Raw genomic sequence first — 23,414 nt, forward strand, 5'->3', positions numbered from 1 at the left:
GGTTGGGCGCAAGTTTTATGTTGACCATCGGTTATCGTCGTGATACAAGTGCAAAAATACACGGAAGCTCTATACCCCGGCGAAGGGTAAACCTGGGTGCAGACGAGCAGCGCGAGGAGCCGCCTAGGGCCGGATGTGCTAGATTGGCAGGACAGCTGAGCGCTTGGGGCCTCAGGCAGGCGCCTTAGGCAGGCGCCCGCCCGGCTGCCCGGCGCGGCGATGGCGGTTGTTTATACGGACTCGGTCCAGCGACCGCCGCGAAACAGCGCAACGGTGGTGCCGTCCGCTGTTTCTGCGTCGATGTCGAGCTTTGGTGAACCTATCATGAAGTCCACGTGCATCAGACTTTCGTTCAGGCCGTACTCGGCCCATTGCTCACGCCCCAGGTCGTGACCGCCCTCGACCAATGGATACGCTTTGCCGATGGCCAGGTGGCAGGAGGCGTTCTCGTCAAACAGGGTGTTGTAGAACAGGCGGCCTAGCTTGGCAATTGGCGAATCGACGGGCACCAGCGCGACTTCGCCCAGGTAATGGCTGCCCTCGTCCGCTTCGATGATGTCGCGCAGCGCATCCTCTCCCTTTGTCGCGTGGTACTCGACAATGCGCCCTTGTTCGAAGCGCAGGCGAATGCCGTCAATCAGGTGGCCGTTGTGATTCAGCGGCATCGTGCTCGAGACGACCCCGTCCACACCATCCTTGAGGGGAGCCGTGTACACTTCCTCTGTCGGCATGTTGGCGACAAAGCCCACTCCCTCTGGCGTGTGCTGCAAGGCGGCGGTAAAATACGCCCGCTCGTGCAGACGAATGGTCAGGTCCGTGCCAGGCGCCCGGTAGTGCAGCTTGCGGATGCCAAGCTGGTTGAGACGCTGGCTGCGGCGCTTGAGGTTGTCGATGTGCTGGTGCCAGTCTGCAATCGGGTCGTCCCCGTCAGCGCGCGCGCAGAAAAGAATGTCCTTCCACAGCGCCTCCACCCGCCGCTCCGGCGGCAGCTCGGGATACACCTGGTCCGCCCACGCCTGCGTTGGGGCCGAAACCAGTGTCCAGCTGTACTCGTCGTTGGTCCGCTTGTCGTTGAACGCGCGGAACACCGAGGCGACGGCACGGTTGGCCGTGGTGACGCGGCCCGCGTCCACGCCTTGAAAGAGGTTCGGATCGGATGCGGGGATGGCGATGAAGGCAGCGCCTTCTTCCGCCAGCTGCTCAATCCACGACAGCTGCCAGCGGGCGCGGGCTTCCAAAGTCTCCAGCGAGCCGCGGCGAATGGTCTCCCGCTGCCACCACTCGTCCCCCCATTCAATCTGCACAAACTTGGCTCCGGCGTCGTAGCCGGCGGCCGTCAACATCCGGGCGAACTCGATGTGCTCCGGCAGCACCTGGCGAATCCCGTAACCGATGACCAGGTGCTGGCCAGGCTGCAGGTTGACGCCCACCCGCACCGCCAAATCGGCGTACTTGCGCAACTGTTTCGCATCCACTGCGCGGTCATCTCCTCTTCAGGGATGTATGTATCTTCTCCTGCCTTATCCAGGTTACCACTCGCCCCGCGGGCCGCGCAAAGCCGCAATCGGCCGCCTACGGCTCCAAGCGCGTCCCTCCCATGTCCCAGCGGGAAGTGCAGCAAGGGGGATAGAGCGGTCGATTCGCCGAGATGGCACGGCTGTATTACAATACAGGTAGACACGCTAGACCCGCAGCAAGACGCCTGCAGTTGAGGAGGTGGCCCCCCATGGATTGCTCCCGCAAACATCGCGTGGGCATCGCCGGCGCTGGGGCGTTTGCGGCGTTTTTGGCGCAGGCGCTGGCGCCTCTGCCCAGCTTCGAGCTCATGGCCGTGGCCGGCCGGACACCGAACAAGCGACAGGCTGTCATCGATGCCTACCTGCTCCGACGCAGCAGCGCCACCGCCCAGCGGCCCCAGGAGTATGAGGACGCGGCGCAACTGGTCACCGCTCCTGGACTGGACGCGGTCATCCTTACAACACCGCCGCACCTGCACGCTTCCCTCACCGCCCTTGCCCTCCAAGAGGGCAAGCACGTCCTGGCGGAAAAGCCGGGAGCGCTGGCGGTCGAAGCGATGGCGGAAAACGGACGCCTGGCGGATCGACAGGGTCTCGCGCTGGCCGTCAATCTGGTGCAGCCGTTCAACCCGCTGGTGGAGGCTGTGCGGCGATTGTTGGAGCTGGAGGTGTTCGGGCGCCCTTGGCAGGCCAGTCTGTACAATTCCGCCCACCGCGTGCCCGACGATTCGCACTGGTTCTGGTCGCGCGAACTGAGCGGCGGCATTTTCGTGGAACACGGGGTTCATTTCTTCGAGGTCGCGCGCCGCTGGTTCGGCGAAGCCCTAGCGGCCGCCGGCGATGTGCTTGCGGACGAACAGGGGCGCGAATCGCGCGTGTTCGCGCAGGTGGTACACGCTGGCCACAGCCAGCAAAAGGTCGTGGTGCAATACTATCACGGCTTCACCCTGGACTCGGACATCCCCGAATCGACAGGATGGATGCTGCACCTGGCGCAAGGCCGGCTGCAGGTGGACGGGTGGATTCCGACTGGCGTGCGTGTGCAAGCGAAACTCACCCGGGCTCAGGCCGAACTGTGTGACCGCGTGCTGGATGCGGTACCGACGCAGCCGACGCACCAAGCGTTGGAGCGGTTGACGTCCATGGACGTGACGCCCGTTCCGAGCGCAGATGCGGACGAACGGATTGTCTATGAGCGGACCTTAGAACTGACGGATCGCCAAGGGTGGTATGAAGCGATGGCGCGGGCGCGCTGGCTCGACTTCTGCCGGATGATGGAAGAGCCCGGCTGGCGCGGCCACGTGAGCTGGGAAGACGCGAAGGCCGATCTGGCCCTGGCTGTCGCCTGTGCGCCCAGCCAGCCGCGGCCCTGACCAGCTACGGCGACGGGGAAGCGCGTTGCCAGCGTATTTCCCTTGAGCGAGAGGGAAACCTTGTGTAGGATGGGATCATGACTATCTTTTATTGGAGGAATTCTCGGTGCAATCGCTCAACATGACTGCTCCGCGCAGAGCTGTTCTGGAGGTGATCCGGCAGTCCAGGGAACACCCTACCGCGAACGACATCATGGATGCCCTGGCCCAGCGAGGCGAGCGGTATGCCTATGCGACCATCTACAACTCCCTGCGGTACCTGGCGGATCATGGTTTGATACGCGAGCTTAACATTGGCAACGGCATCACCCGTTACGACGGAAGAATGGAGGAGCATCAGCACGTGGTATGCTCGCGCTGCGGCGCCATCGCCGAGGCCGACGTCGACACGGCCGAGCTGGTGCGGCAGATTGAAGCCGAGACGGGTTACAAAGTGCATTCCTTGAATGTGCACCTGACCGGATTGTGCCCAGCCTGCCGGAGCGCGGAACAGGACGCACAGAGTCGAGACTAGACACATGCCTCGGCCCTGTGGTATACTCGCGTTGTTGATTTAGACTTAGTCTAAATCAAGAATCAAAACTTCAAAGGAGTGTGATTCCCATGCCGCTCGTAGGCAACCCGGCTCCTGATTTCGACATGCTGTCGACGAAAAACCTGAAGACCCTGGATGAACGGGTGAAGTTGTCTGACTACCGTGGAAAGTGGTTGATCCTGTTCTTCTATCCGGCCGACTTCACCTTCGTCTGCCCCACCGAAATCATCGCGATGAACGACCGCCTGCAGGAGTTCAAGGACCTGGACGCGGAGGTGCTCGGGGTCAGCTGCGACAGCGTGCACAGCCACAAGGCCTGGATTGAGACGCCGCGGGATAAAAACGGGCTCGGCGGTCTCGATTACCCGTTGGCTGCCGACTTCACGAAGGAAGTCGCGCGCAAGTATGATGTATTGGTGGAATCGGAAGGCCAAGCGCTGCGCGGACTGTTCATCATAGATCCGGAAGGCATCCTGCGCTACCAGGTGGTACACGACATGAACATCGGGCGCAGCGTGGACGAGACCCTGCGTGTGCTGGAGGCGCTGCAGGCGGGGGGACTCTGCCCGGCCAACTGGAAGCCTGGCGACAAGCTGCTCGAGGTTTGAGGCTTGCCTCACCGGCGGTTGCGCCCGCGGCGCGATGGGGACCGGACGCTGGCGGCCGCGGAAACGGCAACGCCGCTGGCGGCCTGGCTTGCCAATTCCGGCGTCCGGGTTCTGCCCGGGCGCCGTTCACCATAAATCAAGAAGAGTGTTTCGCGCGCCTTGTACATACACGGATTGGTGTATGGGCAACGTGAACACTGCATCCTATTGATTGTAAGGAGGTCTTATTCGCATGCCAATGCGTTTGGGAACCGCCATGCCGAGCCTGGATGGCGCCACCGAGTGGCTGAACAGCGACGGCCAGCCCCGTGTGGAGCCGGGCAAAGTCACGTTTATCCACTTTTTCGCCGTCTCCTGCCACATTTGCCACGAGACGATGAACGACGTGGTGGCCATCCGCAACCGCTACAAGGACCAGGGGCTGCAGACTATCGCCATCCACATGCCGCGGCAGCAGGAAGATGTCGACAAGGACAAGGTGCTCCGGGACATTGCTGAGTACCATATCGAGCAACCTGTGGGGCTGGACCACCGCATGCAGGTCGCGGAACGGTTTGAGAACGAGTACGTGCCTGCGTTCTTCGTGTTTGGCGAAGACGGCACGCTCAAGTTCCGCGCCGCCGGGGACAAAGGATTCCAGAAAGTCGAGCCGAAAATCCGCGAGGCGCTCGGCCTGCCGGTCGAAGGCTGAGGACGGGAAACCGAGGCGCCGCCCCGAGACACAGCGAGGAGGGAGAATATGGCCAATCCATCCGATAGGAAGTACCACCCGGAACACACCTGGGCCCAGGTCGAAGGCGACCTGGCCCGCATCGGCATCACCGATTTCGCTCAGGACCAACTGGGAGACATCGTGTTTGTCGACCTTCCATCCCCAGGTGGTCGCCTGACCCAGGGCCAAAGCTTTGGCACGGTGGAGTCGGCGAAGACCGTGTCCGACCTGATTGCCCCGGTCAGCGGCGAGATCGTCGAGGTGAACTCCGCCCTGGACGACGACCCCGAAACGGTCAACCATGACCCCTACGGGGACGGCTGGATGGTTGTCGTCAAGCTGACGGACACGGGGGAGTTGGACTCCCTGCTGTCGGCCGACGGCTACGAACAGGCGATACAGGACGAATAGATATCCCCGACCGCTCACCGCGCGCCACACACGATGCGCAACGCGCTGAGGGCTGCGCCGCTGCACCCGCCACTCACCTTTGCTTCACGCCGCCGGCGGCGCCGCTTCGTCCTGCCAGCCCGCTTGCCGCAACACGTCGTTCAGGTAAACCGAGCGGGCGATAAGGAAGAACAAGGCGCAGAAGGCAGCGTATATTAGCGCCACCAGAGCAACATCCCGCCAACTGGACCATCCCATGCTTACCAACCGGGAGAACTCCACCATCGCGACCAGGGTGTGCGACAACGCCAACACCAGGGGGGCGAAGAACAGGCAGGCCATTTCCGAGCTGATGAGGCGCCGGACTTCCCGCCTGCGCACGCCGATGCGCAAAAGGGCGCGCAGTTGGCGCACATCCTCCTCGCGCCCGGCCGAGAGGCGGAAGTACAGTGTGCTGACGCAGGCCAGGAAGAACAGGGCGCTGACGAAGAACCCGGCGAACAAACTGGTCGAGAACAGCTGCATCCCCGATGTGTACATGTCCGCCGTTCCCGTCACCCACCAACGGTCCGCTGCGGGCAGCCCCGCCCGCAGGTGGCGCAGGATGCCTGTGCTCCTCCGCCAATTCTTGGCCGTGGCGGCCGCTATCCGCCACTGCTCCGTCGGGGTTGCGGCGGCCGCCCACGCCTGGAAGCGCGCGTCCGAAACGATGAGCGCCCGGTCGATTTCCTGCTGCTCGTTCCAGGCCCGGGCGTCGCTCTGTCCCTGGATACGCACCGCGTACTCTTTGCCACCCAGTCGCACCACGCCACGTCCGCTTTGAAACATGCGCGGCACCATGTACGGATACGGCACCACCCACTCCGCCTGATTGCCGGCCAGCGAAAAATCGGGGATGGTTGTCGCCAGGCTGGGATGGCTGGCGAGCAATGCTTCTCGCAGGCGGTGATAGCCCGTGTCGGAGATGACCATTGCCTTCAACGCTGAGGCGTTCCCGCTGGCGCGCGTCATTCGTGTCGATCCGCCCGTCTTTGTAACCGACTGGCCGCTCGCGGAGGGATCGCTCAACTCGGCTGTGAGCACCGGCACCTGCACGGTTTGCGAAACCGACAACCCGGACTCCCGCAGGTCGGAGGCGCCCACACTCTGCCACAACGTCTTCGCGCCCACCGGCGCGGTCACCTGGACCGCAAACGGAGCCACGCGTTCTGAATTCGATGCGTTCAACTGGGTAAAACTCACCACGGTACCCATCGCCGTCATGACCACGGCCGATAAGGTCGTGATCACCGTCAGGATGCGGGCGTGATCGCGAATCCGATGGATGAGACGGGCGGACGTCAGCCACGTGATGCCGCCCATCGCCGGGCGGCGCAGACGGCGCAGGACGTATACGGACACCTGGCTGAACAACAGCAGCGTGCCGAAGATGACCAACACCAGAATCGGGACCATCGTCACCATGACAGCGTGGGGGAAGCGGATGGCCATTGTGTAGCCGGCGGCCAGACACAAAAGGGCCAACACCACCTTGAACGGCGCCGCCTGCGGCTCCCGCTGGTGCACCCGCCCGCCCAGGATGAGCGCTCGCGGCATCCGCCGCGCCGTGCGCAGCGCCTGCCAAAGCCCATCCGCGGCAAACAGCAACCCAAAACCCAAACAGGTGCTCAGCAAGGCCGAGCTGGGGACCGCAAACGGCACCGGCGGCAGTGAGAGGGCCGCTGTGATGGCCATCAGGAACAGCCGCAGGAACAACAGACCCAGTACGCCGCCCAGCGCCAGTGCGGCGGCGCCCAGCAACAGACTCTCCACAAACACCAGCAGCGCCAGTTGGCGCGGGCGCACGCCGAGCACCAACAGCAGGCCAAACTCACGGCTTTGCAGCCGCAGCAGCGCAGCGTGGAAGAAGACGACAAAGAACACAGAGAAGACGATGACAATGCCTTGGCACAGACGCAGGACGCCGCGCGCGTCTCCCGGCATGGTGCCGTGGATGACGCTCGGGTTGCTGATGAAGCAGGCAAACAGCATGTAAACCGCTACAGCCATCGCACCGGCCAGGAAGAAACCGAGGTAGCGCGGGATGGTGCGCAGGCTGTTTTTCACCAACAGACGAAACCAGCTCATGCCCGCGCCCCCTCCAGCACCGCCAGCCCGCTCAGGATGTCCTGAAAGAACGCCTCCCGGCCGCCGTTGCGCACCAGTTCACTGTGTACTCGTCCGTCCTTGATGAACACAACCCGGTCCGCGTAGCTGGCCGAGAAGGGATCATGCGTGACCATCAGCAATGTGGCCTGCCGCCGCCGGTTCAACGCCCGGAACAGCTCCAGCAGAGCCTGGGCGGAGGCGGAGTCGAGGTTGCCGGTCGGCTCGTCCGCCAACAGCAGCGCCGGCTCGTGCACGACGGCGCGAGCGACCGCGGCCCGCTGCTGCTGGCCGCCGGACACCTCGTACGGGTACTTGTCGCGGACGGCGTCCAAGCCGAGGTCCGCCATCACCGACACGACGCGCTCGTAGAGACGGGCCCCACGCGCCCCGTCGAGGGCGAGCGGCAGGGCGACGTTTTCCGCCAGAGTGAGGGTGTCGAGCAGGTTGAAATCCTGAAAGACAAACCCCAGCTTCTGCCGTCGGAACACCGCCAGCTCCTCATTGCTCATGGTCGACAGCTCGCGGCCGTCAATCCAGCACTCGCCGCCGGTTTGTCGGTCCAGCCCGGCGAGGATGTTGAGCAGGGTGGTCTTGCCGCTGCCTGAGGGCCCCATGATGCTCACGAACTCACTCCTGGCCACCGACAGGTCCATTCCGTCGAGCGCCTGGACCGCCACCTGCCCGCGCCGGCCTTGGTACACCTTGGTCAAATGGACAATTTCAAGGACTTGCATCGCCCCGGCCTCCTTTCATCCTACCGCCAGTGTGCCAGAACGGACCCGGGCAAACCTTAACAGGAAGCTTACAGTCGCTCCCGCCAAACTTACAGTTTTGTAAGGTCGTCCGATAACGCGGCAGGGGACAGGTGGGTCGAGTCGTGCAGGGTGAGGGTGAAGGTGGTGCCTTGCCCCGCAGTGGAACACACCTGGATGTCGTGACCGAGGCGCTCACACACCTCCTTGACCAGGTACAGGCCGATCCCGGTGGCACGAGAATGCAGGCGCCCATTGGCGCCGGTGAAAAATGGCTGGAAGAGGCGCGGCAGGTCCGCCTGCGGGATGCCGATGCCCTGATCGCAAAACGCCAGCACCACATCCCCGCCGCGTCGGCGAACGCGGATAACGAAGGGACGGCCATCCGTCCCGGGAGGAACGCCGTACTGGAGCGCGTTTCGCACCAACTGCTCGGCGATGAAGCGCAGCCATTTGCCATCCGTCCACGCGTACACAGTGGGCGCTTCGGCATCGATGCGTGGATACAGGTGGCGGCGTATCCAGGCGGATTTGTGCTCGTTCACCACCTCGCGCAGGAGTGGCACCACGTCCACCCGCTCGGGCCGGGCGTCGAAACGGAATGAGGTGACGCGGGCAGTCTGAAGGAGTTGTTCCAGGCTGGCCTCCAACCGTTCCTTCTCCTCAAGCAGGCTGTCGAGCAGCGGCGCCACGCCTGCCGCCTTCACGTTCCGGTTGCCGCCCGCCTTTGCGCCCTGCCCCGCGTCCGTTGCGGGGCCTGCGTTACCCGCGGCGACCGATTCCCGCAATTCTGCCAACAACAGGGTCATCACCGCCAGCGGAGTCTTCATCTGGTGGGCAAAACGGGTGACGAACGCCTCGTAGAACTTGGTCTGCCGCTCGGATTCGTACTGCTCGCGCAGGTTGTGGGCGTACTCCGCGTTGACGAGGGCGGCCCATGCCCGCTGCTCACGCGTGCCCACCAGCCGCAGCCGCGGCTGGGCGCCGCCTTGTTCGAGGGCCGCTCGCCGCGCCGCGAGCGCACGCCCCTGAGGTATGCGGACCCACACCTCCCAGAGGACGCCGGCGGCGGTGGCCAGCGCCGCCAGCAGGCAGCCGTACAATAAGTCCGCCCACGGCACCGCCAGCCCTCGGCTTTGCAGCGAGAGCACGACGACCAACACAAACAGACCCAGCCCCAGGCAGGCCAGGGAGAGAAGGCGGCCGAGGTCGAGAACATAGTCGCGCAGCCTCACTCCGCCACCCCCTCGGCCAGCGGCCGCAGGCGGTAGCCCACGCCGCGTACCGTCTCCAACACCCGGGGCGCCCCAGCGGCGGCCAGCTTGACCCGAATGCGCGCGATGTTGACGGTCAGCGTGTTGTCCTCGACAAAATCCGCCTCATCCCACACCGCCTCCAACAGTTCCTCCCGCGTGACAATATCGCCCTGGCGTTGCAACAGTAAGCGTAAAATCTCCCGTTCTGTGTTGGACAAGGTCACCCGCTCGCCGCCGAGGGCCAAGACGGACCTGCGCACGTCGAGGACGAAGCCGCCCCATACCAGCGCCGCTTGGGTCTCGGCCGCCTGTGCGTAGTCGCCATAGGCGCGGCGCAGCAACGCCTTGACCTTCGCCGTCAATACATCTGGGTGAAACGGCTTGGTCAGGTAGTCGTCCGCCCCCTGCTCCAACGCCAGCACCTTGTCCATGTCGCCCGTGCGCGCCGACAAGAACAGAATCGGCACACGCGAGAAGCGGCGCAGTTCTCGGCACCAGTGAAAGCCGTCGTAACGCGGCAGGTTTACGTCGAGTATGACCAGGTGGGGCTGAAACGCGGCGGCCTCACCGGCGACCCGGTTGAAATCGGCCGCCTGCCGTACACAGTATCCGTACCCAGCGAGCCGACGCATGATAAGCGCTGCCAACTTGTCGTCGTCCTCGACGAGGAAGATGCGAGCCCCAGCCGACGGGGAAGCCCGCTCTTCCCCCGGCAGGGGCTGTGCCCTCTCCCCCCGTGCGGGTGCGGACTCGACATGATGGCCCTGCGGGAGACCGTCCTCTTGCCTGGTCACGCGCATCCCTCCCGGAAAGCCGCTTCATCCATGGCCTGATGGAAATGGCTTGGCCGACTCCTAGGCCGCATGATCCTCATTATACGGGAACTCGGGGGATTGGCAGAGTGTGAACCCGAGATGCAGAGGCGAGGCATGAAGACCCGGTCCGGCGGTGTCTGTGCCGTGCCGGGTCAGACTGCGGGCTGCCGTCAATACATCATCCGCTCGTCGAGGTAATATTTGAATTCCAGGAGGTTGTTGGAGGGATCCTTCAGAAAGAACGTCTCATGCTCCTCGACGAGGCCCTCAAAGCGCTTCGAGGGCGGCTGGAAGAAAGGCAAGTCACGCATCTTGGCCAGCCTCAACAGGTTGTCAAACTCCCGCTTGTCCGAAAACGTAACGCCAAAATGGCGCGGATACATCTTCGGATCACGCTCCCACGCGTCGGACAGGTGGCAGACCACCTGGTCGCCGAAAAAGTCCAAGGTGATGCGGTCGTGATAACGGCGGGCCAGCTTGCACCCGAGCCCCTTCACGTAAAACTCGTACGCTTCGTCCAAGTCGCGGCAGGGTATGGCGAGGTGAAACACGTTATTCGGGTTGCGCACGGGCAACGCCTCCTTTGTCGATGACTGTCCGAATTTCCCGGGCAAAACCCACTTGGGCGCGAACCGCCCGTCGACGGGAACGCCCCGACCACCACGCGGCCCCGTTCAGGAGAACTGCAGCAACGTGTCCGAACGCAGGCCCAGGCGCAAGGTCTCCAGCGCCACCGCGTCGTCAAAAGCGACGTTGCCCAGGTTGACGTTGGTGCCAAAGAGACGGATGAAATAGGTCTGCAAGGTCTTGTTCGGGGCTTCAAAGACCACCTGGTCCAAATCGATGCCCGAATCGGCAATCTCCTCAATCAGGCCGTAGCGGACCTCGCCGTTGCTGCGGCAGATGCCACTGGTGCCACTCTCCCTCGCCTCGGTGATGACCTTAAAAGCGCCCGCCGCCAGGTCCTCCTGAATGTACTCAATCCAGCGGGCCGGGGAGAGGCGGATGGACTTTTCGCCATCCTTGAAGCCCACCTCGCTGAATACCGTGAACTCGCTGGCAAACTCGCGGATGTACTGGGCCTTCTCCGCATTCGACAGGTCGATGGTCCCGTTGGAGATCTCGACGTAGCGCCCACCGTGCTGACGGAGGTACCGACGGTATTCGGCCAATTTGCCTTGGTGGACGTACTTCTCAAACAAGGTGCCGCCAAAAAACCAGCCGATGCCGTGTTCCTCCAAACATCGGATCTTGTCCGTCAGGTGCTTGGTGATGACGGAGGTGCCCCAACCGAACTTGACGAAGTCGATGAACCCGTCAAAACTCTCGACAACATCCTGAAAGTGGTGCAGGGGAACCCCGTTGTCAATCAACAGGGTGAGGCCGCGGGAGCGGGGCTTGCTGGCCCGCTCCGGCAGCGTCAATTCAGCCGTGTTCACGGCACCGACCTCCTCTCAGAATCCGCCGGAACCCGCTCCCCCTCGAGCAACTCTTGCTTCAGCCGCGTCCGCTGTACCTTGCCGGTCGGCCCGACCGGGATGTCCTCGACAAACAGTACCTCGGCCGGCCACTTGTAACGTGACAGCGACGATTGACACAGCTGTAGAATCTCGCTTGCAACCCCGTCTCGTTCCGCCGGCGGCGCGTCGCTCACAACGCAGGCGATCACCCGCTCCCCATACAGGGGATCCGGCAGGCCAATGACGCCCACCTGACGCACCCGCGGATGCTCGCGGATGACATCCTCGACCTCGTACGGGCTGATCTTCTCGCCGGCGCGGTTGATCATCTCTTTCTTGCGGCCTGTGAGAAACACATAGCCGTCCTCGTCCTGGTACCCCAGGTCACCGGTGTGGAACCAACCACCAGCAAAATCCTTTGGACTGTCCAAGCCTTCATACGCCTCAATCACGCTGGCACCGCGGATGACAATTTCACCCGCCTGCCCGCGCGGCAGCGGCTGGTTGTTGTCATCCACCACCATCAGCTCCACTCCCACCGGCAGCCCCACCGATCCCAACCGACGCTCCCCCGGGGGCAGCGGATTGACGCAGATTTGGCTGGCCGCCTCCGTCATGCCGTACGACTGGATGATGGGAATGCCAAAGCGGCGCTCAAACCGCATCGCGTCGAGCACAGGCAGCGGAGCGGAAGCGGACCTTACAAAGCGCAGGTGGGGTGGGATGCGCTCTGGACGCGGCTTCTTCAGCAGGATAGCGATGATGGTCGGCACCGCTGACACCCACGTCACCCCGTACTCCTCCACCTGCGGCCAGAACGAGGACGCACTGAATTTGGGCGCCAATACGATGCGCCCGCCCGAGAGCAGCGTCGCCAAAAACGCGATCACCTGCGCATTGATGTGAAACAGCGGCAGGAAACAGTAGGTCACATCCCGCTCCGTCAACTGGTGCGAGACGATGACGTTGTCGGCGGTCGCCAACAGATGCCGGTGGCGCAGGCCGACCGCCTTCGGCACGCCGGTCGTGCCGGAAGTGTAAAGGAGAACGCCCTGCGCCTCATCGGAGATGTCGGCCAGATCCGGCAGTATTCCGGCAGTCCCCGGCATGGCCTCGCCCTGGCTGGACGCGCTGGCTGCCTCCCTCTGTGCGAGGGCGTCTGCTACCTCGGACCAGCCCCCATCCCGCCCCCGCAGGAGGTATCGTGCAGGCTGGGGCTGAGCCACGTCGTCGACCAGCCACACGCGCGTCAAGCTCTCCGGGATAGACGCGCTCGCCTGCAGTGCCTGCCACTGCTCCGGTCGCAACACCGCAGCCGCCGCTTGGCAGCGGTTGAGAAACACGAGCAATTCGGCCGCCGGCATGTCCGGGTTGCAGGGAGCAGCCACCGCGCCCATGCGGATAAGCGCCAGCCAGGCAATGGCAAAGGCGGCCGAGTTGGGCACCCCCAAAATCACCCGCTGGCCCGGCTGGACGCCGGCTTTGCTCATACGCGCAGCCAGCGTCTCGGCCTCGGCCAAGAGCTCGCGCCGCCTGTACCAGCGCCCGGCGAAGCACAGACATGGTGCATCGCCGTCAAACGGTGCCGCGAACAGGCGTTCCATCAATTGGGACATCACGAAGAACTCCTTTCCTGTCTCAATCCAGTACCTCTCCAGGCCAAGACGGTGTACAGCCGCGGCGAAGGCTTGACGCCTTCCCCCGCGCCGCCTCAGGCGCTGGTCGATGCCGCGTTGGGCTGCGGCTTGTGGACAGGCCACTGCACCTTGCGACCGATGCAATAGGCCACATAGGGCACCTTGCCAATCAGATATGCCGCCAGCATGCCCGAGAAGTAGACAAACAGAATCGCAAACGGGAGCGATCCGTACGTCACCCAGCTCGGTGTCTTCAGGTATGGCACAACGTGCCACAGAAGGGCGAGCGGGAACGGTTGGAACAAGAAGATCCCGAACGACGTCGACGAGGCGAGCATGACAAACCGGCTGAACGGCTGCCACCCGGGCCGGGTGCGCCGCTTCGCCCACGCCATGCCCAACTGCCACATGTTGGCCGTGACCACCAGGGCGTATGGAATCATGAGCGGCGTCTCGGCCAACTCGGCGTGAGAGTCCGAATACCCGAGCACAAACCGTTCAAAGAAATACTGCGCCCACATGGCGAGCACCCCGATGACAAGCAGCCAACGCAACAGCGCCACGTGCGACTCCACGTACTCCTTGATGCGATCGTAATGGCAGGCCAGAATGCCGCCGGCCACAAACCAAAACTGGTAGGTCAGCACAAACGTCCCGTAGCGATCGGCGATGCGCGCCAACAGATACGGCCATTGATGCTGATAGTCGATGTGAATCAGCACGTAATGGTAAAACCCCATCAACGCCAGTTGGAAGATGAAGCTGCCGACAAGGATGTGCGCGTGCCAGCGCTCCAGCCAGCGTAGTCCATAAAGCAGGATGGGAAAGACAATGTACAATTGAATGGACACCAGGACATAGTACACATAGCCCTGATCTCCCACCTCCAAGGAATGGCCCAGCTTGGCGAGAAATGAACCGAACGTCCCCCCGTAGTCGCGCCCGTACAGGATGTAGGCGATGTTCCACACCACGTACGGCACGGCAATCAGAGTCAGCCGCTTCCACCAGAACTTGAGGGTATGAAAGGGCCGCCGGTAATAGGTGACGAACAGCACGAGGCCGGTGATAAACATGAACGATTCACGCGTGAAGTGCATCGACGAGTGAACCGCGGCTACCGACAGAAAGGCGATGGTCCCGTCCCGCAGTCTTGACGCGTAAACCGTGACCGTGTGTACCGACAGGACGCCGAGCATGATAAACGCGCGCATTAGGTCGATTTCATAAAGGTGAACTTTTTTCTGGGCCAACTGTGCGACCTCCTTGCACGCTCAGCCAACTAGTGCGCCAACCGGGCCTCCAGCTGCTCCAGCGTGAGCGCCTTGGTCTCCGGTGCCAACACCAGTTCAATCACTACGGCGCACAACGCCACCGCGGCCACAATGTAAAACCCGACCGCCATGCCGGCCGACTGGAGGATGACCGGCATCGCGTAGGAGCCCACCACGCCGCCGAAGAACCGTCCCAGCGTCTCGACCGTAGCAGCGCCGGTGGTCCGCAGGTGCGTCGGATACTGCTCCGCGTACGACATCTTCAGCGCCGGGAACGCGCCCGTCCCAAACAGGGACATCACGCAGGCGAATGTGACCATCCCGACGGCGGAGCGGGCCAGCCCAAAGAACAACGAGGCCACCCCGGCCACGCCCATGAACAGGACATAGACCCACTTGCGGCCCAGCCACTCGGCCATCCAGCCGTTGAGGAGCTTGCCCGGGATGGCGGCGGCCGTGATGATGGCCGTAAACTCGAGCGAATGCGCGAACGACAACCCCTGCGAGACGAATAAAGTGGGCATATAGGTCATCACGATGTAAAACATATAGAAGGTGCCGATGGCCGAGGCCGCCCGCGCCACGGTGCGGCGCACATACGGCGGTCGCCAGGGCGCCAGGATTCCGGCGCTCAAGCGGCCACCCGGCCCCGGATTCGCACCCGAGCCTTGAGCCGATATGGCTTCTGCCTCGGCGTCTTCGCCCACCCCGGCAGCTACGGGAGCGGGCAGCGGCTGCCCGGTCAGACGCTCAACCCGCTGCTCAATAGAGCGCATCAGCGCTTCCGCCTCCTGCAGCCGTCCTTTGCGCTCCAGCCACCGCGGGGATTCCGGGAGCATCCGGTGAATGACGTAGGCGTACAGCATCGGCAGGGCGGACACCGCAAAGAAAACCCGCCAGGACATCGCCAAGTCAAACCGCGGCAAAATGACCAGTCCCAACAGGGGCGCGATAAAGTACCCTACAGACAGGCAGGCATCCAACAGACCGTTGAACCAAGCCCGCCGCGTGCTCGGGACAAACTCGCTGACTATCGCATACGGCAGCGGGAAGACCGCACCCATGCCGAAGCCGGACAAGAAGCGAAACAACAAAAGCACCCCGTAGTTGGGGCTAAATGCGCAGAGCAAGGTGAACAGGCTGTACTCCAAAATCCCCCATACCAACATCTGTTTCCGGCCGAACTTGTCCGCCAGAAACCCGGCGGGTATCAGGCCCAACACGATGCCGAAGGTGGAGGCCGCCGTGAGCACGCCCACCTGGCCCGCCGACAGGTGCATCACTTGTTTGAGCGGATCGAGCGCGACCCCAAGCGATCCGATACTGAGCGACTCAATGAACCACGCAAGGCCCGAGAGCAGCACCACCATCCCGGTGAACCGGGTCATCGGCAGCCGCTCCATGCGTTCCGGGATACCGGCCCGCGACGACGGACCAAGCCTAGCTGACGATGTCATAAAAAGGGACCCTCCTAGAGGCAGATTCACGCCGCGTTAGCCCAGAAGACCGTCCAGCGCGCCGTGTAGGCGCCGTTCTCCATTCCCAATGGCAGAAACACACATAAGCATGGGAACGCCCCCACGCATGGGTTATGTGTTTTTAAGTCTAGCAACGCCACCCGCAGGAGTGTTGGAAGGAGTATGGACAGTTGTGGAGTCGGTGTGGAGATTTTGTGGAGAACGTCATAGTTCATAGGAGAAGCAAGGCAAAGAACAGGCGGCCGCGCGGATCGGCCGCCTATGGGACAGCACCTGTTGTCGCAAGGAACGCCAGGGAAGCTTTAGACGTTCACGTAGTCGCGCCAGCGATGCACAGGCTGCCAGCCGAGCACCTGTTTGGCGCGGCGATTGTCCAACAGCGTCTCATACCCCTCCAGGGGTGCGCGAAAGTCCCGCACGTCCGGATAACTGACCGCCATCAGTTCACGGCTGGGGATGTCCATGCTGGTGTCATCCGCGGCGATGTTCAAACGCATGCTGCCGAGCCCATCCGCCTCCACTGCCAACCGGTAGGCCACCGCCGCGTCGCGCGTGTCGATGTAACTCCAGAGGATGCGTTCGCGCTCACGCGGGTTGTGGATGAACGAAGGAAAATTCTCGTACATATCCGGGGCAATCACGTTGCCGAGGCGGAACGACACAACCTGCATCCCCGACCGGCGGTGGAACATGTCGGCCGTCGCCTCGTTGACCACCTTCGACAAGCCGTAGCTGTCCTGGGGCAGCTGTGGGTGGTCTTCGTCCACCGGCACGTATTGCGGCGAGAACGGATGCAGGGCAAAGACCAGCCCGTAGGACGATTCGCTCGAGGTGATAACGGCCTTGCTCATGCCCAGCAACGACGCAGCCGCCAGCACGTTGTACGTGGAGAGGACGTTGTTGCGGAACGTGAACTCATTGGGCCTCAGGCCAGCGGCAGGGATGGCCGCCAGGTGAACGAGCGCGTCCGCCCCCTCCAGCACGTCGACCGCGTCCCCCAGCTGCGCGAGGTCCGCAATCACGGTGGGACAGAGCGGTTCCTGCGGGTGCCGGGTGTCGATGTTGACCACCTCGTACCCATGCTCGAGAAATTCGCGGATGACCCACGGCCCCAGGCGGCCGCTGCCTCCCGTCACAACCACTCGTTTTGCCATGACCCCACTCCCCGTGAACGAATTGGTGATGTGTTGCGACAACAACCAATTCTAGCAAAAGTGCTGCCATGTCCTCTAGTGGACGTGCCGTACTTTGCCACATTCTGCCGCACGCGGAGCGCGCTGCCACGGGACGAAGAAAGACCCGGCGGGGCGGCCAGGTCTGCGCTGCACATCAACCTCCCGGGGCCGCAGGCGCCGTGCTGCCAAAGGCGATTGTGAATGCGTCGCCGCTTTTCGCCGGGGCCGACGGCACAGCGACGGTCTGGCGGCCCTGAACCATCGCGCCGGCATCCGCCGGCTGCAACCGCACAGCCAACCCATTGAGACTGCAGCCGGTGAACACCACCTCGCCAAAGTCAGCCAGGCGCGCCAACCGCTCGTCCACTTCCGGCGCCTCCTCAATCCATTCCGCCGAGGTGAGCGGCCCATCGTAATTCAAATTGGGTCGCGCAAAGACCCATCCCTGGGTGCGATTCCAGAGCGAAAGCCGCCAACGCCTATCCTCCTGCCGCGTGATGGCGGCCGTCACCTGGTCGCCCGGCCGTACAGGATAGGCCTGCGGCGGGATCACCGTCTCCGGGCTCGGCAAGATTTCCCACCAGGCGTAGTACTGCGGCTGACCGGCTATCACGTTTTGCGCGGTGCCAATCTGAATCAACTGCGTGTCGCTGAATCCATCTATGCCTATCCATGTGGCCGAATACGCATCCCTTTGCGATCCGTTGCCGCTCAGCAGGCGGCTTAGCCACACCAGCAGGCGCTTCCACCAGCCCCCGTGAGCCGCGGCCTGGTCCCCGCCGACTGTGGGCGTCACCTCCGGCACCCGCCAGTTCCCAGTTATCGCCTGGAAGGCGCCGGAATCCCCAGCCACCGCATAGCCGGACCAGTTTTGCGACGTCCACCCATACTCGGCGCTGGTCACCGCATGGGTCACCTTGTCCACTGGCCGGCGCGCACCCTGCCCACGCGCCGTGGCTTGAACTCTCCCCCGCGTCATCGCCTGCACTCCTCCTTCCTTGGCAACTTGTCTTCAAGGTATGCAGGCGACACGCTCGCGCGTGGACAGGCAACCTGTGTCTTGGCCCGTCGCCAGCTGCGTGGCTGCCGGGGCAACCCGCCCAGGTAGACGGGCTGTGCGCGCGGGGAGCTGGCAGACGCGGATACGCGCGTCCGAAGGGAGATGTCCAGGCCTGGTGGGCCTGGGACCTGTGTTACAATGGGCGTAGCCATGAACGGGCAGACCAGGGGGCAGCCTGCAGCGTGGAAAAAAGAGGTGGCACATTCGCATGGGAGACCGACACGAGCGGCAGCAGAAGCTGATGCAGATTTTGCACAACAGCCAAAGACCCGTGACCGGATCGGACCTGGCCGAGGCGCTGGGCGTCACCCGCCAGGTTGTGGTGCACGAAATTGCCCTGCTGCGGGCGCAGGGCATGGACATCGTGTCGACCCCGCGCGGCTACCTGTTCGAATCGCACCCAGCCCCCGCCCAGCGCAGCGTGCTCGCGGTCTATCACCCGCCTGAGCTGACGCGCAAGGAACTGATGACGCTGGTCGACTTTGGCATCCGCGTGCTGGACGTGCTGGTGGAGCATCCGCTCTACGGCGAGCTGCGCGGCTCCCTGCGGTTGGCGTCGCGCCGCGATGTGGAACTGTTTCTCCAACAGGTACGGGCGTCCGGGGCGACGCTGCTCTCCACTTTAACAGACGGGCACCATTTGCACACGGTGGAATACGAGGACATCGGGGCCTTGACCGAGGCCATCGCACAGTTGCGCAGGCAAGGGATTCACGTCTACGAATAGGTGCCGGAGGCCGGAACACCCACATCCCGGTTTTCCTGATACCCCGGCTTGGAAGGAGGGAATGTAGGCCCAATCATGCCTGCCGTCCCAGCGATCCCCCGCACGCCCCCACGCACCGCCTCACTCAGCGAAAGACGATGGTCTTGTTGCCGTGCAGGAGAATCCGGTCCTCCAAGTGCCACTGCACGGCACGGGCCAGTACCGTACGCTCGACGTGGCGGCCGATGCGCTTGAGGTCATCCGCGCTCATGCGGTGATCCACCCGCTCCACGTCCTGCTCGATAATCGGGCCTTCGTCCAACTCCTCGGTCACGTAGTGGGCAGTCGCCCCTATCAGCTTCACTCCCCTATCGTACGCGCGCTGATACGGGTTACGGCCGATGAACGCCGGCAAGAACGAATGGTGAATGTTGATGATGCGCCCCGGCCAGGCGTGTACAAACTGCGGCGAGAGAATCTGCATGTAGCGAGCCAAGACCACCACCTCGGCGCCGACTTGCTCCAGAATCGCCTGCGCCTTGGCCTCTGCCTCGGGTTTCGTCTCGCTGCTGACCGGGATGTGGTGGAAAGGGATGCGATGCTGCTCCGCCAGCTCGCGGGCATCTGGGTGGTTGCTGACAATCGCCCGGATGTCCGTGAACAACTCACCCATCTGCCAGCGCCAGAGCAACTCCGTCAGGCAGTGCAGCTCGCGTGAGACAAACACCACCATCCGTTTGGGCACCGCCGCCAGCGACACCTCCCACCGCATGTCAAACCGGTCCGCCACCTCGGCAAAGGCGGTCCGAAAGCCGGCCATGTCCGCAGCGATTCCCGGCATGTCAAACTCCACGCGCAGGAAGAAGCGCCCCGCCTCCGGGTGGGTGCTGTATTGGTCGGACTGGACAATGTTCGCCCCTTGTGAAAACAGGAACTGCGAAACCGCCGCAACGATGCCCGGCTGGTCGGGACAGACCACGCGCAACCGCGCACGTTCGCCGTGCTGCCCGCTGCCGCGGCTGGCGGAGGCCGCAAGCGTTCCTTGGCCTTGGAATGAGTTCGACTGGTCGGCTTTCATCGTCAACGACATTGGCTGAATTCCTCCATCAATTCGTAATCCTGCGCCGGCGACAGGCACCAAAACCCTGTCAGCTGCGGCTGCGCACAATCACGCCATACGCCAATCCGTTACAGGACAGTTCTTATATTATGCGTTTTTGCAAGTCTATCGACAAGCAGGTCGCGCAAACGGGGATGGGGACGCGGGCTGGACAACTAGGAACTCTTTCTACATTTCGATACATCCAAGGCTGCGCGTGTCCTATGGGACTATCTCCAGAGCAGAGGCATGATAGACCTCGATTGATGACAGTCTTTCATACCGGCGGCAAGATGGGCTGCGCCGGCGGCCAGACGGCCGCCCTGGCGCCGACAGCACAGGGAGAGCGGCCCTACGCCTGCCTGACAAACGGCCGCCCTTTCCACATGTCTTTGCCGCCCAACCAGAAGCGGCGCGCCGAATCCATGGTCATCCCCGTGTACAGGAGAGCCGCCAACGGGAGCAGCGGCGCCCACGCCCCGTTCACGCCGTACCAACGAAGCATCGGCCAGAACGACACCGAGATGAGCAGCCAAGTCGCGGCGCCAAGCGCCAGGGCCCAGGCGTCCGGGGTGGCGGCCACGCCGGCGATGAGCCGAATGAACTCGACCATGGCGCACATGGGCGGCAGCAGGTAGAGGAACGTCATGCCGAGGACAACACCCGCCAACAGCCAACCCGAATAACGCAGCTGGACAAACGCGGAGCGCGCCACCATGCGCCAGATGTCACCGAGCCGCGAATACGACCGCAGACTCAGGACATCGGGGCCCAATCCCAGCCAGATGCGCCCGCCGCGTCCTTTCACCCAGCGCGCAAGCGCACAGTCGTCAATCAGGGCCGAGCGTATCGGCAGCAACCCGTCGGGCAGGCACGCCCGCCGCACCAGAATGCACCCGCCGGCCGCTGCGGCAACCCGGGACTTGTCGCGGTTCACCCAGCGAAACGGGTACAGCTTCGCAAAGAACAGCACAAACGCCGGAATCAACAGCTTTTCCCAGAAGCAGTCCGCGCGCAGGCGCACCATGCGCGAGACAAGCTGCAAGTCCTCCGCCTCCGCCTTGTCCACCAACGCGCGGATGGAGGTCGGCGGATGCCAGATGTCGGCGTCCGTGAAGACAAGAAAGGCATCCTCCGCGGACGTGGATAGAAAACCCTGCTGCATGGCCCAAACCTTTCCGGCCCACCCTGCGGGCAGCGAATCCACCCGCACCACGCTGAGGCGCTCCGCCCGGCCGCAGCTTTGGGCCACATCGCGCGCCACCTCCGCTGTCCCGTCCTCGCTCTGGTCATCGACAAGCACCACCCGCAACCTCCCCGGATAATCTTGTCGCAGCAGTCCAGGCAGCGAGCGCGGCAGGATTTCGGCCTCATTGCGGGCCGGGACAATGACGCACACCGGCGGGTACCCGCCTGACGCGACAGAACAGGTGTCCCGTTTGTCCGTGGCTGGGACCGCCCTCGCGTCTGCCGGCAGGGCCGCAGGCAGTCCAATGTGGGTCCGCCAATACCCGCCGTGGGCGCACAGAAGGTACACCCAGGCCGCCAAAGCCAGCACGAGCAGCAGCAACAGCCAGGTCACAGCCCATCCCCCTTTGTGCCGCCGCCTCCACGCCCCTGACCGTCAATGGGCAGCGCGACGGCGAAACACCCACCACTTGCTGCCGATGAAGTTGAGCAGCGAGGCAGTCAAGGAAATGGTGACCTTGATGCCGGCCAAGGGCCACGCGTCTTGCTGCAGCAGCCACAGAAGCCACTCAGACACCCCATAGGAGATTCCGGTGATGGCGGCAAACCGCACCACCTCGGCCAGATTGGGCAGGCTGCGGCGGCGAAACGTGATATAGCGGTTCCACAGATAACTGTTGCAGATGCTGCATGTGTACGAAATCCCCTGGGCGCCCTGCGCATGCCAGTGGCCGAGACGCACCAGGGCAAAAAACGTACCCATGTCGACAGCGGTGTTGAGTGCGCCAACCAAACCAAAGCGCAGCGATTGGCGAATGGTCGTCTGCGGGCGTTCGCCGCCCCTGGATTTTTCGAGCATGTGGCGACCCCCGTGCCCTCGAATCCCCTGTGCAGGTCAGGTGGTCTCTCTATCCTGACCTGTGCCGGCCTCATGCGGAGCACCGCGAGGCCGACTCGCCGCTGTCAACCCCTCCGCCATCATGATACGACATCCTCGCCGTGGACGGTACCGAGGGGCATACCTGGTGGGGAGCAGCACCTCCCCGCTTCAGACCGCGCAAGGTTCCCCAGGCCCGCCCTATGGTCGACCGCCCTGCTGGCGGTCCTGGCGTTGTTGCCGCTCATACGCTGCAATCGCCCGGTGTTTGGCCGTGCGCCACAGGAACACACCCGCCGCCACGAGGAGCAGCACCAGCACCGCCGCCCCATATTGCCACCAGGAGCGCGAAGCTCGCGGCGCCGGCTTCCCGGTGGCCTCGTGGTACGCTTGTTCCTGCGGCTGACCAATGGTCAGCGTCCGGGTGGCGGCCACCGTTCGTCCGGCGGCATGGGCGGTCAGCCGGACCGTGTACCTGCCCGCCGGCGGCATCGCCTGGAGCGGCACCGGATAGGTGATGGCCGTTTTCGGAGCCATCGTGAAGGGCCCAAACGATCCCGCTTGAACCGTATCCCCGTTTTCGTTCACCAGCGCATACCTGCCAGTGAGCCCCTTCAACACCGCCGCCGCCTGGTTGCTCATGCCAATCCGCAGCTGCTCGCCGGTGGAGACCGGCGCCACATCCGCGCGGCCGAAGGCGAACCGCGGAGGGACGGTGTGCGGCAGGTTCAACGCTATCGCAACCGCCATGTTGAAGCGGTTCTGAATGATGATGGCCGTCTGGTTCCCTGCAACCCGCGCCGTGCTCTCTGTGCTGGCCCCGGACGCGCTGAACACCACACCGCCCAGATACGTCCCGGCATCGACGTTGGGCACCTTCACCTCAATCGGCACGCGAACGCTCCCACTCGCCGGCAGGCGAATGCTGGCGGGCAGAGAGATGCGGCTGGCCAACGCGAACGAGTGGTCAAGCAGCCGCGATCCCGCAAGTTGGGTTTGTGGGACATACTCGACGCCCCCGTTGGCCATGGTCAGGCCATTGGCGGACGCCGCCTTGACAGTCACCGGCTGGCGCGTGAGGTTGTGCACCTGCATCTGCAGGCGCAGGGTCTGCCCCGGCTGGACGTGGACATCGAAATACCCGGTCACCCCGTGAACCTGCTGCCCGTTGAGGACGGGGGTGACAGCAAACGGGAGCGAGGCACCGGGCGCCCCGCCCGGCTGGCCGGCAGCCAGCGCGGTGTTGACGGCCAGCGCGCTGGCACCGAGAAAGGCAGTTGCTGCGAGGCCCCATCTCAGCCTGCGGCCGGCCAGGTTTCGGCGTATTCGTGAATGCATACACATCGGCTCCGTC

General features: G+C 63.6%; 22 protein-coding genes. 6 read left to right on the forward strand and 16 right to left on the reverse strand.

The features are described from left to right. Positions 1–230 precede the first annotated feature (230 nt). On the reverse strand, positions 231–1,475 hold the full coding sequence (locus AK2_RS05780) for an aminopeptidase (protein ID WP_067932338.1): 1,245 nt from the start codon (positions 1,473–1,475) through the stop codon (positions 231–233). Between the two features lie 251 nt (positions 1,476–1,726). On the opposite strand from AK2_RS05780, the gene AK2_RS05785 reads away from it, so the two are divergent. The 5 genes from AK2_RS05785 to gcvH all read left to right on the forward strand — a co-directional run bounded on the left by AK2_RS05785 (position 1,727) and on the right by gcvH (position 5,156). Continuing rightward, positions 1,727–2,890 (forward strand): Gfo/Idh/MocA family protein, encoded by a 1,164-nt coding sequence (locus tag AK2_RS05785; protein ID WP_067932340.1) that lies wholly within the window; start codon positions 1,727–1,729, stop codon positions 2,888–2,890. Positions 2,891–2,996: 106 nt separating this feature from the next. Then, entirely contained in the window at positions 2,997–3,404 is a 408-nt protein-coding gene (locus AK2_RS05790; RefSeq protein ID WP_067932341.1) for a Fur family transcriptional regulator, read from the forward strand. An 89-nt stretch (positions 3,405–3,493) separates the two neighbouring features. Continuing rightward, on the forward strand, positions 3,494–4,033 hold the full coding sequence (locus AK2_RS05795) for a peroxiredoxin (RefSeq protein ID WP_067932343.1): 540 nt from the start codon (positions 3,494–3,496) through the stop codon (positions 4,031–4,033). Between the two features lie 232 nt (positions 4,034–4,265). Beyond that, complete coding sequence (locus AK2_RS05800) at positions 4,266–4,724, forward strand: TlpA disulfide reductase family protein (RefSeq protein ID WP_067932345.1); 459 nt, start codon at positions 4,266–4,268, stop codon at positions 4,722–4,724. Between the two features lie 48 nt (positions 4,725–4,772). Beyond that, the gene (gene gcvH / locus AK2_RS05805) at positions 4,773–5,156 is read left to right on the forward strand and encodes a glycine cleavage system protein GcvH (RefSeq protein WP_067932347.1); all 384 of its coding nucleotides are present in this window, start codon (positions 4,773–4,775) and stop codon (positions 5,154–5,156) included. Between the two features lie 84 nt (positions 5,157–5,240). Here the strand turns inward: gcvH and AK2_RS05810 are convergent, their stop codons facing one another. The 11 genes from AK2_RS05810 to AK2_RS05860 all read right to left on the reverse strand — a co-directional run bounded on the left by AK2_RS05810 (position 5,241) and on the right by AK2_RS05860 (position 18,109). Beyond that, positions 5,241–7,262, reverse strand: coding sequence for an FtsX-like permease family protein (locus AK2_RS05810; protein ID WP_067932349.1), 2,022 nt, complete (start codon positions 7,260–7,262; stop codon positions 5,241–5,243). Beyond that, entirely contained in the window at positions 7,259–8,017 is a 759-nt protein-coding gene (locus AK2_RS05815) for an ABC transporter ATP-binding protein (RefSeq protein WP_067932351.1), read from the reverse strand. Before AK2_RS05815 ends, AK2_RS05810 begins: the two co-directional genes overlap by 4 nt. Positions 8,018–8,106: 89 nt before the next feature. Beyond that, entirely contained in the window at positions 8,107–9,270 is a 1,164-nt protein-coding gene (locus tag AK2_RS05820; protein WP_067932353.1) for a sensor histidine kinase, read from the reverse strand. Continuing rightward, on the reverse strand, positions 9,267–10,085 hold the full coding sequence (locus tag AK2_RS05825; RefSeq protein ID WP_245632791.1) for a response regulator transcription factor: 819 nt from the start codon (positions 10,083–10,085) through the stop codon (positions 9,267–9,269). Before AK2_RS05825 ends, AK2_RS05820 begins: the two co-directional genes overlap by 4 nt. A 191-nt stretch (positions 10,086–10,276) precedes the next feature. Then, positions 10,277–10,675: a VOC family protein gene (locus AK2_RS05830; protein ID WP_067922521.1), complete on the reverse strand. Its 399-nt coding sequence runs from the start codon at positions 10,673–10,675 to the stop codon at positions 10,277–10,279. Between the two features lie 105 nt (positions 10,676–10,780). Continuing rightward, entirely contained in the window at positions 10,781–11,545 is a 765-nt protein-coding gene (locus tag AK2_RS05835) for a phosphosulfolactate synthase (RefSeq protein WP_067932355.1), read from the reverse strand. Further along, a complete protein-coding gene (locus AK2_RS05840) occupies positions 11,542–13,182 on the reverse strand; it encodes an AMP-binding protein (RefSeq protein WP_067932357.1) in 1,641 nt (546 codons plus the stop codon). Before AK2_RS05840 ends, AK2_RS05835 begins: the two co-directional genes overlap by 4 nt. Positions 13,183–13,277: 95 nt before the next feature. Beyond that, positions 13,278–14,456 carry an acyltransferase gene (locus AK2_RS05845; RefSeq protein ID WP_245632792.1) on the reverse strand — a complete coding sequence of 393 codons (1,179 nt, stop codon included), beginning with the start codon at positions 14,454–14,456 and terminating at the stop codon, positions 13,278–13,280. Between the two features lie 29 nt (positions 14,457–14,485). Beyond that, on the reverse strand, positions 14,486–15,934 hold the full coding sequence (locus AK2_RS05850; RefSeq protein WP_067932359.1) for an MFS transporter: 1,449 nt from the start codon (positions 15,932–15,934) through the stop codon (positions 14,486–14,488). Positions 15,935–16,257: 323 nt separating this feature from the next. After that, entirely contained in the window at positions 16,258–17,109 is an 852-nt protein-coding gene (locus AK2_RS05855) for an NAD-dependent epimerase/dehydratase family protein (protein WP_067932361.1), read from the reverse strand. A 175-nt stretch (positions 17,110–17,284) separates the two neighbouring features. Next, on the reverse strand, positions 17,285–18,109 hold the full coding sequence (locus AK2_RS05860; RefSeq protein WP_067932363.1) for a G1 family glutamic endopeptidase: 825 nt from the start codon (positions 18,107–18,109) through the stop codon (positions 17,285–17,287). Positions 18,110–18,398: 289 nt separating this feature from the next. Here AK2_RS05860 and AK2_RS05865 point away from each other — a divergent pair, with 289 nt between their 5' ends. Next, complete coding sequence (locus AK2_RS05865; RefSeq protein ID WP_067932365.1) at positions 18,399–18,917, forward strand: transcription repressor NadR; 519 nt, start codon at positions 18,399–18,401, stop codon at positions 18,915–18,917. Positions 18,918–19,041: 124 nt separating this feature from the next. Here the strand turns inward: AK2_RS05865 and purU are convergent, their stop codons facing one another. From purU to AK2_RS05885, 4 genes are all read right to left on the reverse strand, one after another. Continuing rightward, entirely contained in the window at positions 19,042–19,986 is a 945-nt protein-coding gene (purU, locus tag AK2_RS05870) for a formyltetrahydrofolate deformylase (RefSeq protein WP_245628890.1), read from the reverse strand. A gap of 361 nt (positions 19,987–20,347) precedes the next feature. Continuing rightward, positions 20,348–21,577, reverse strand: coding sequence for a glycosyltransferase (locus AK2_RS05875; protein ID WP_067932367.1), 1,230 nt, complete (start codon positions 21,575–21,577; stop codon positions 20,348–20,350). Between the two features lie 42 nt (positions 21,578–21,619). After that, a complete protein-coding gene (locus tag AK2_RS05880) occupies positions 21,620–22,042 on the reverse strand; it encodes a GtrA family protein (protein WP_067932370.1) in 423 nt (140 codons plus the stop codon). Positions 22,043–22,261: 219 nt separating this feature from the next. Beyond that, positions 22,262–23,398 (reverse strand): WxL protein peptidoglycan domain-containing protein, encoded by a 1,137-nt coding sequence (locus AK2_RS05885; protein ID WP_067932372.1) that lies wholly within the window; start codon positions 23,396–23,398, stop codon positions 22,262–22,264. Positions 23,399–23,414: the final 16 nt, after the last annotated feature.

It is taken from the genome of Alicyclobacillus kakegawensis NBRC 103104 (genome assembly GCF_001552655.1).
Lineage (GTDB): Bacteria > Bacillota > Bacilli > Alicyclobacillales > Alicyclobacillaceae > Alicyclobacillus_G > Alicyclobacillus_G kakegawensis.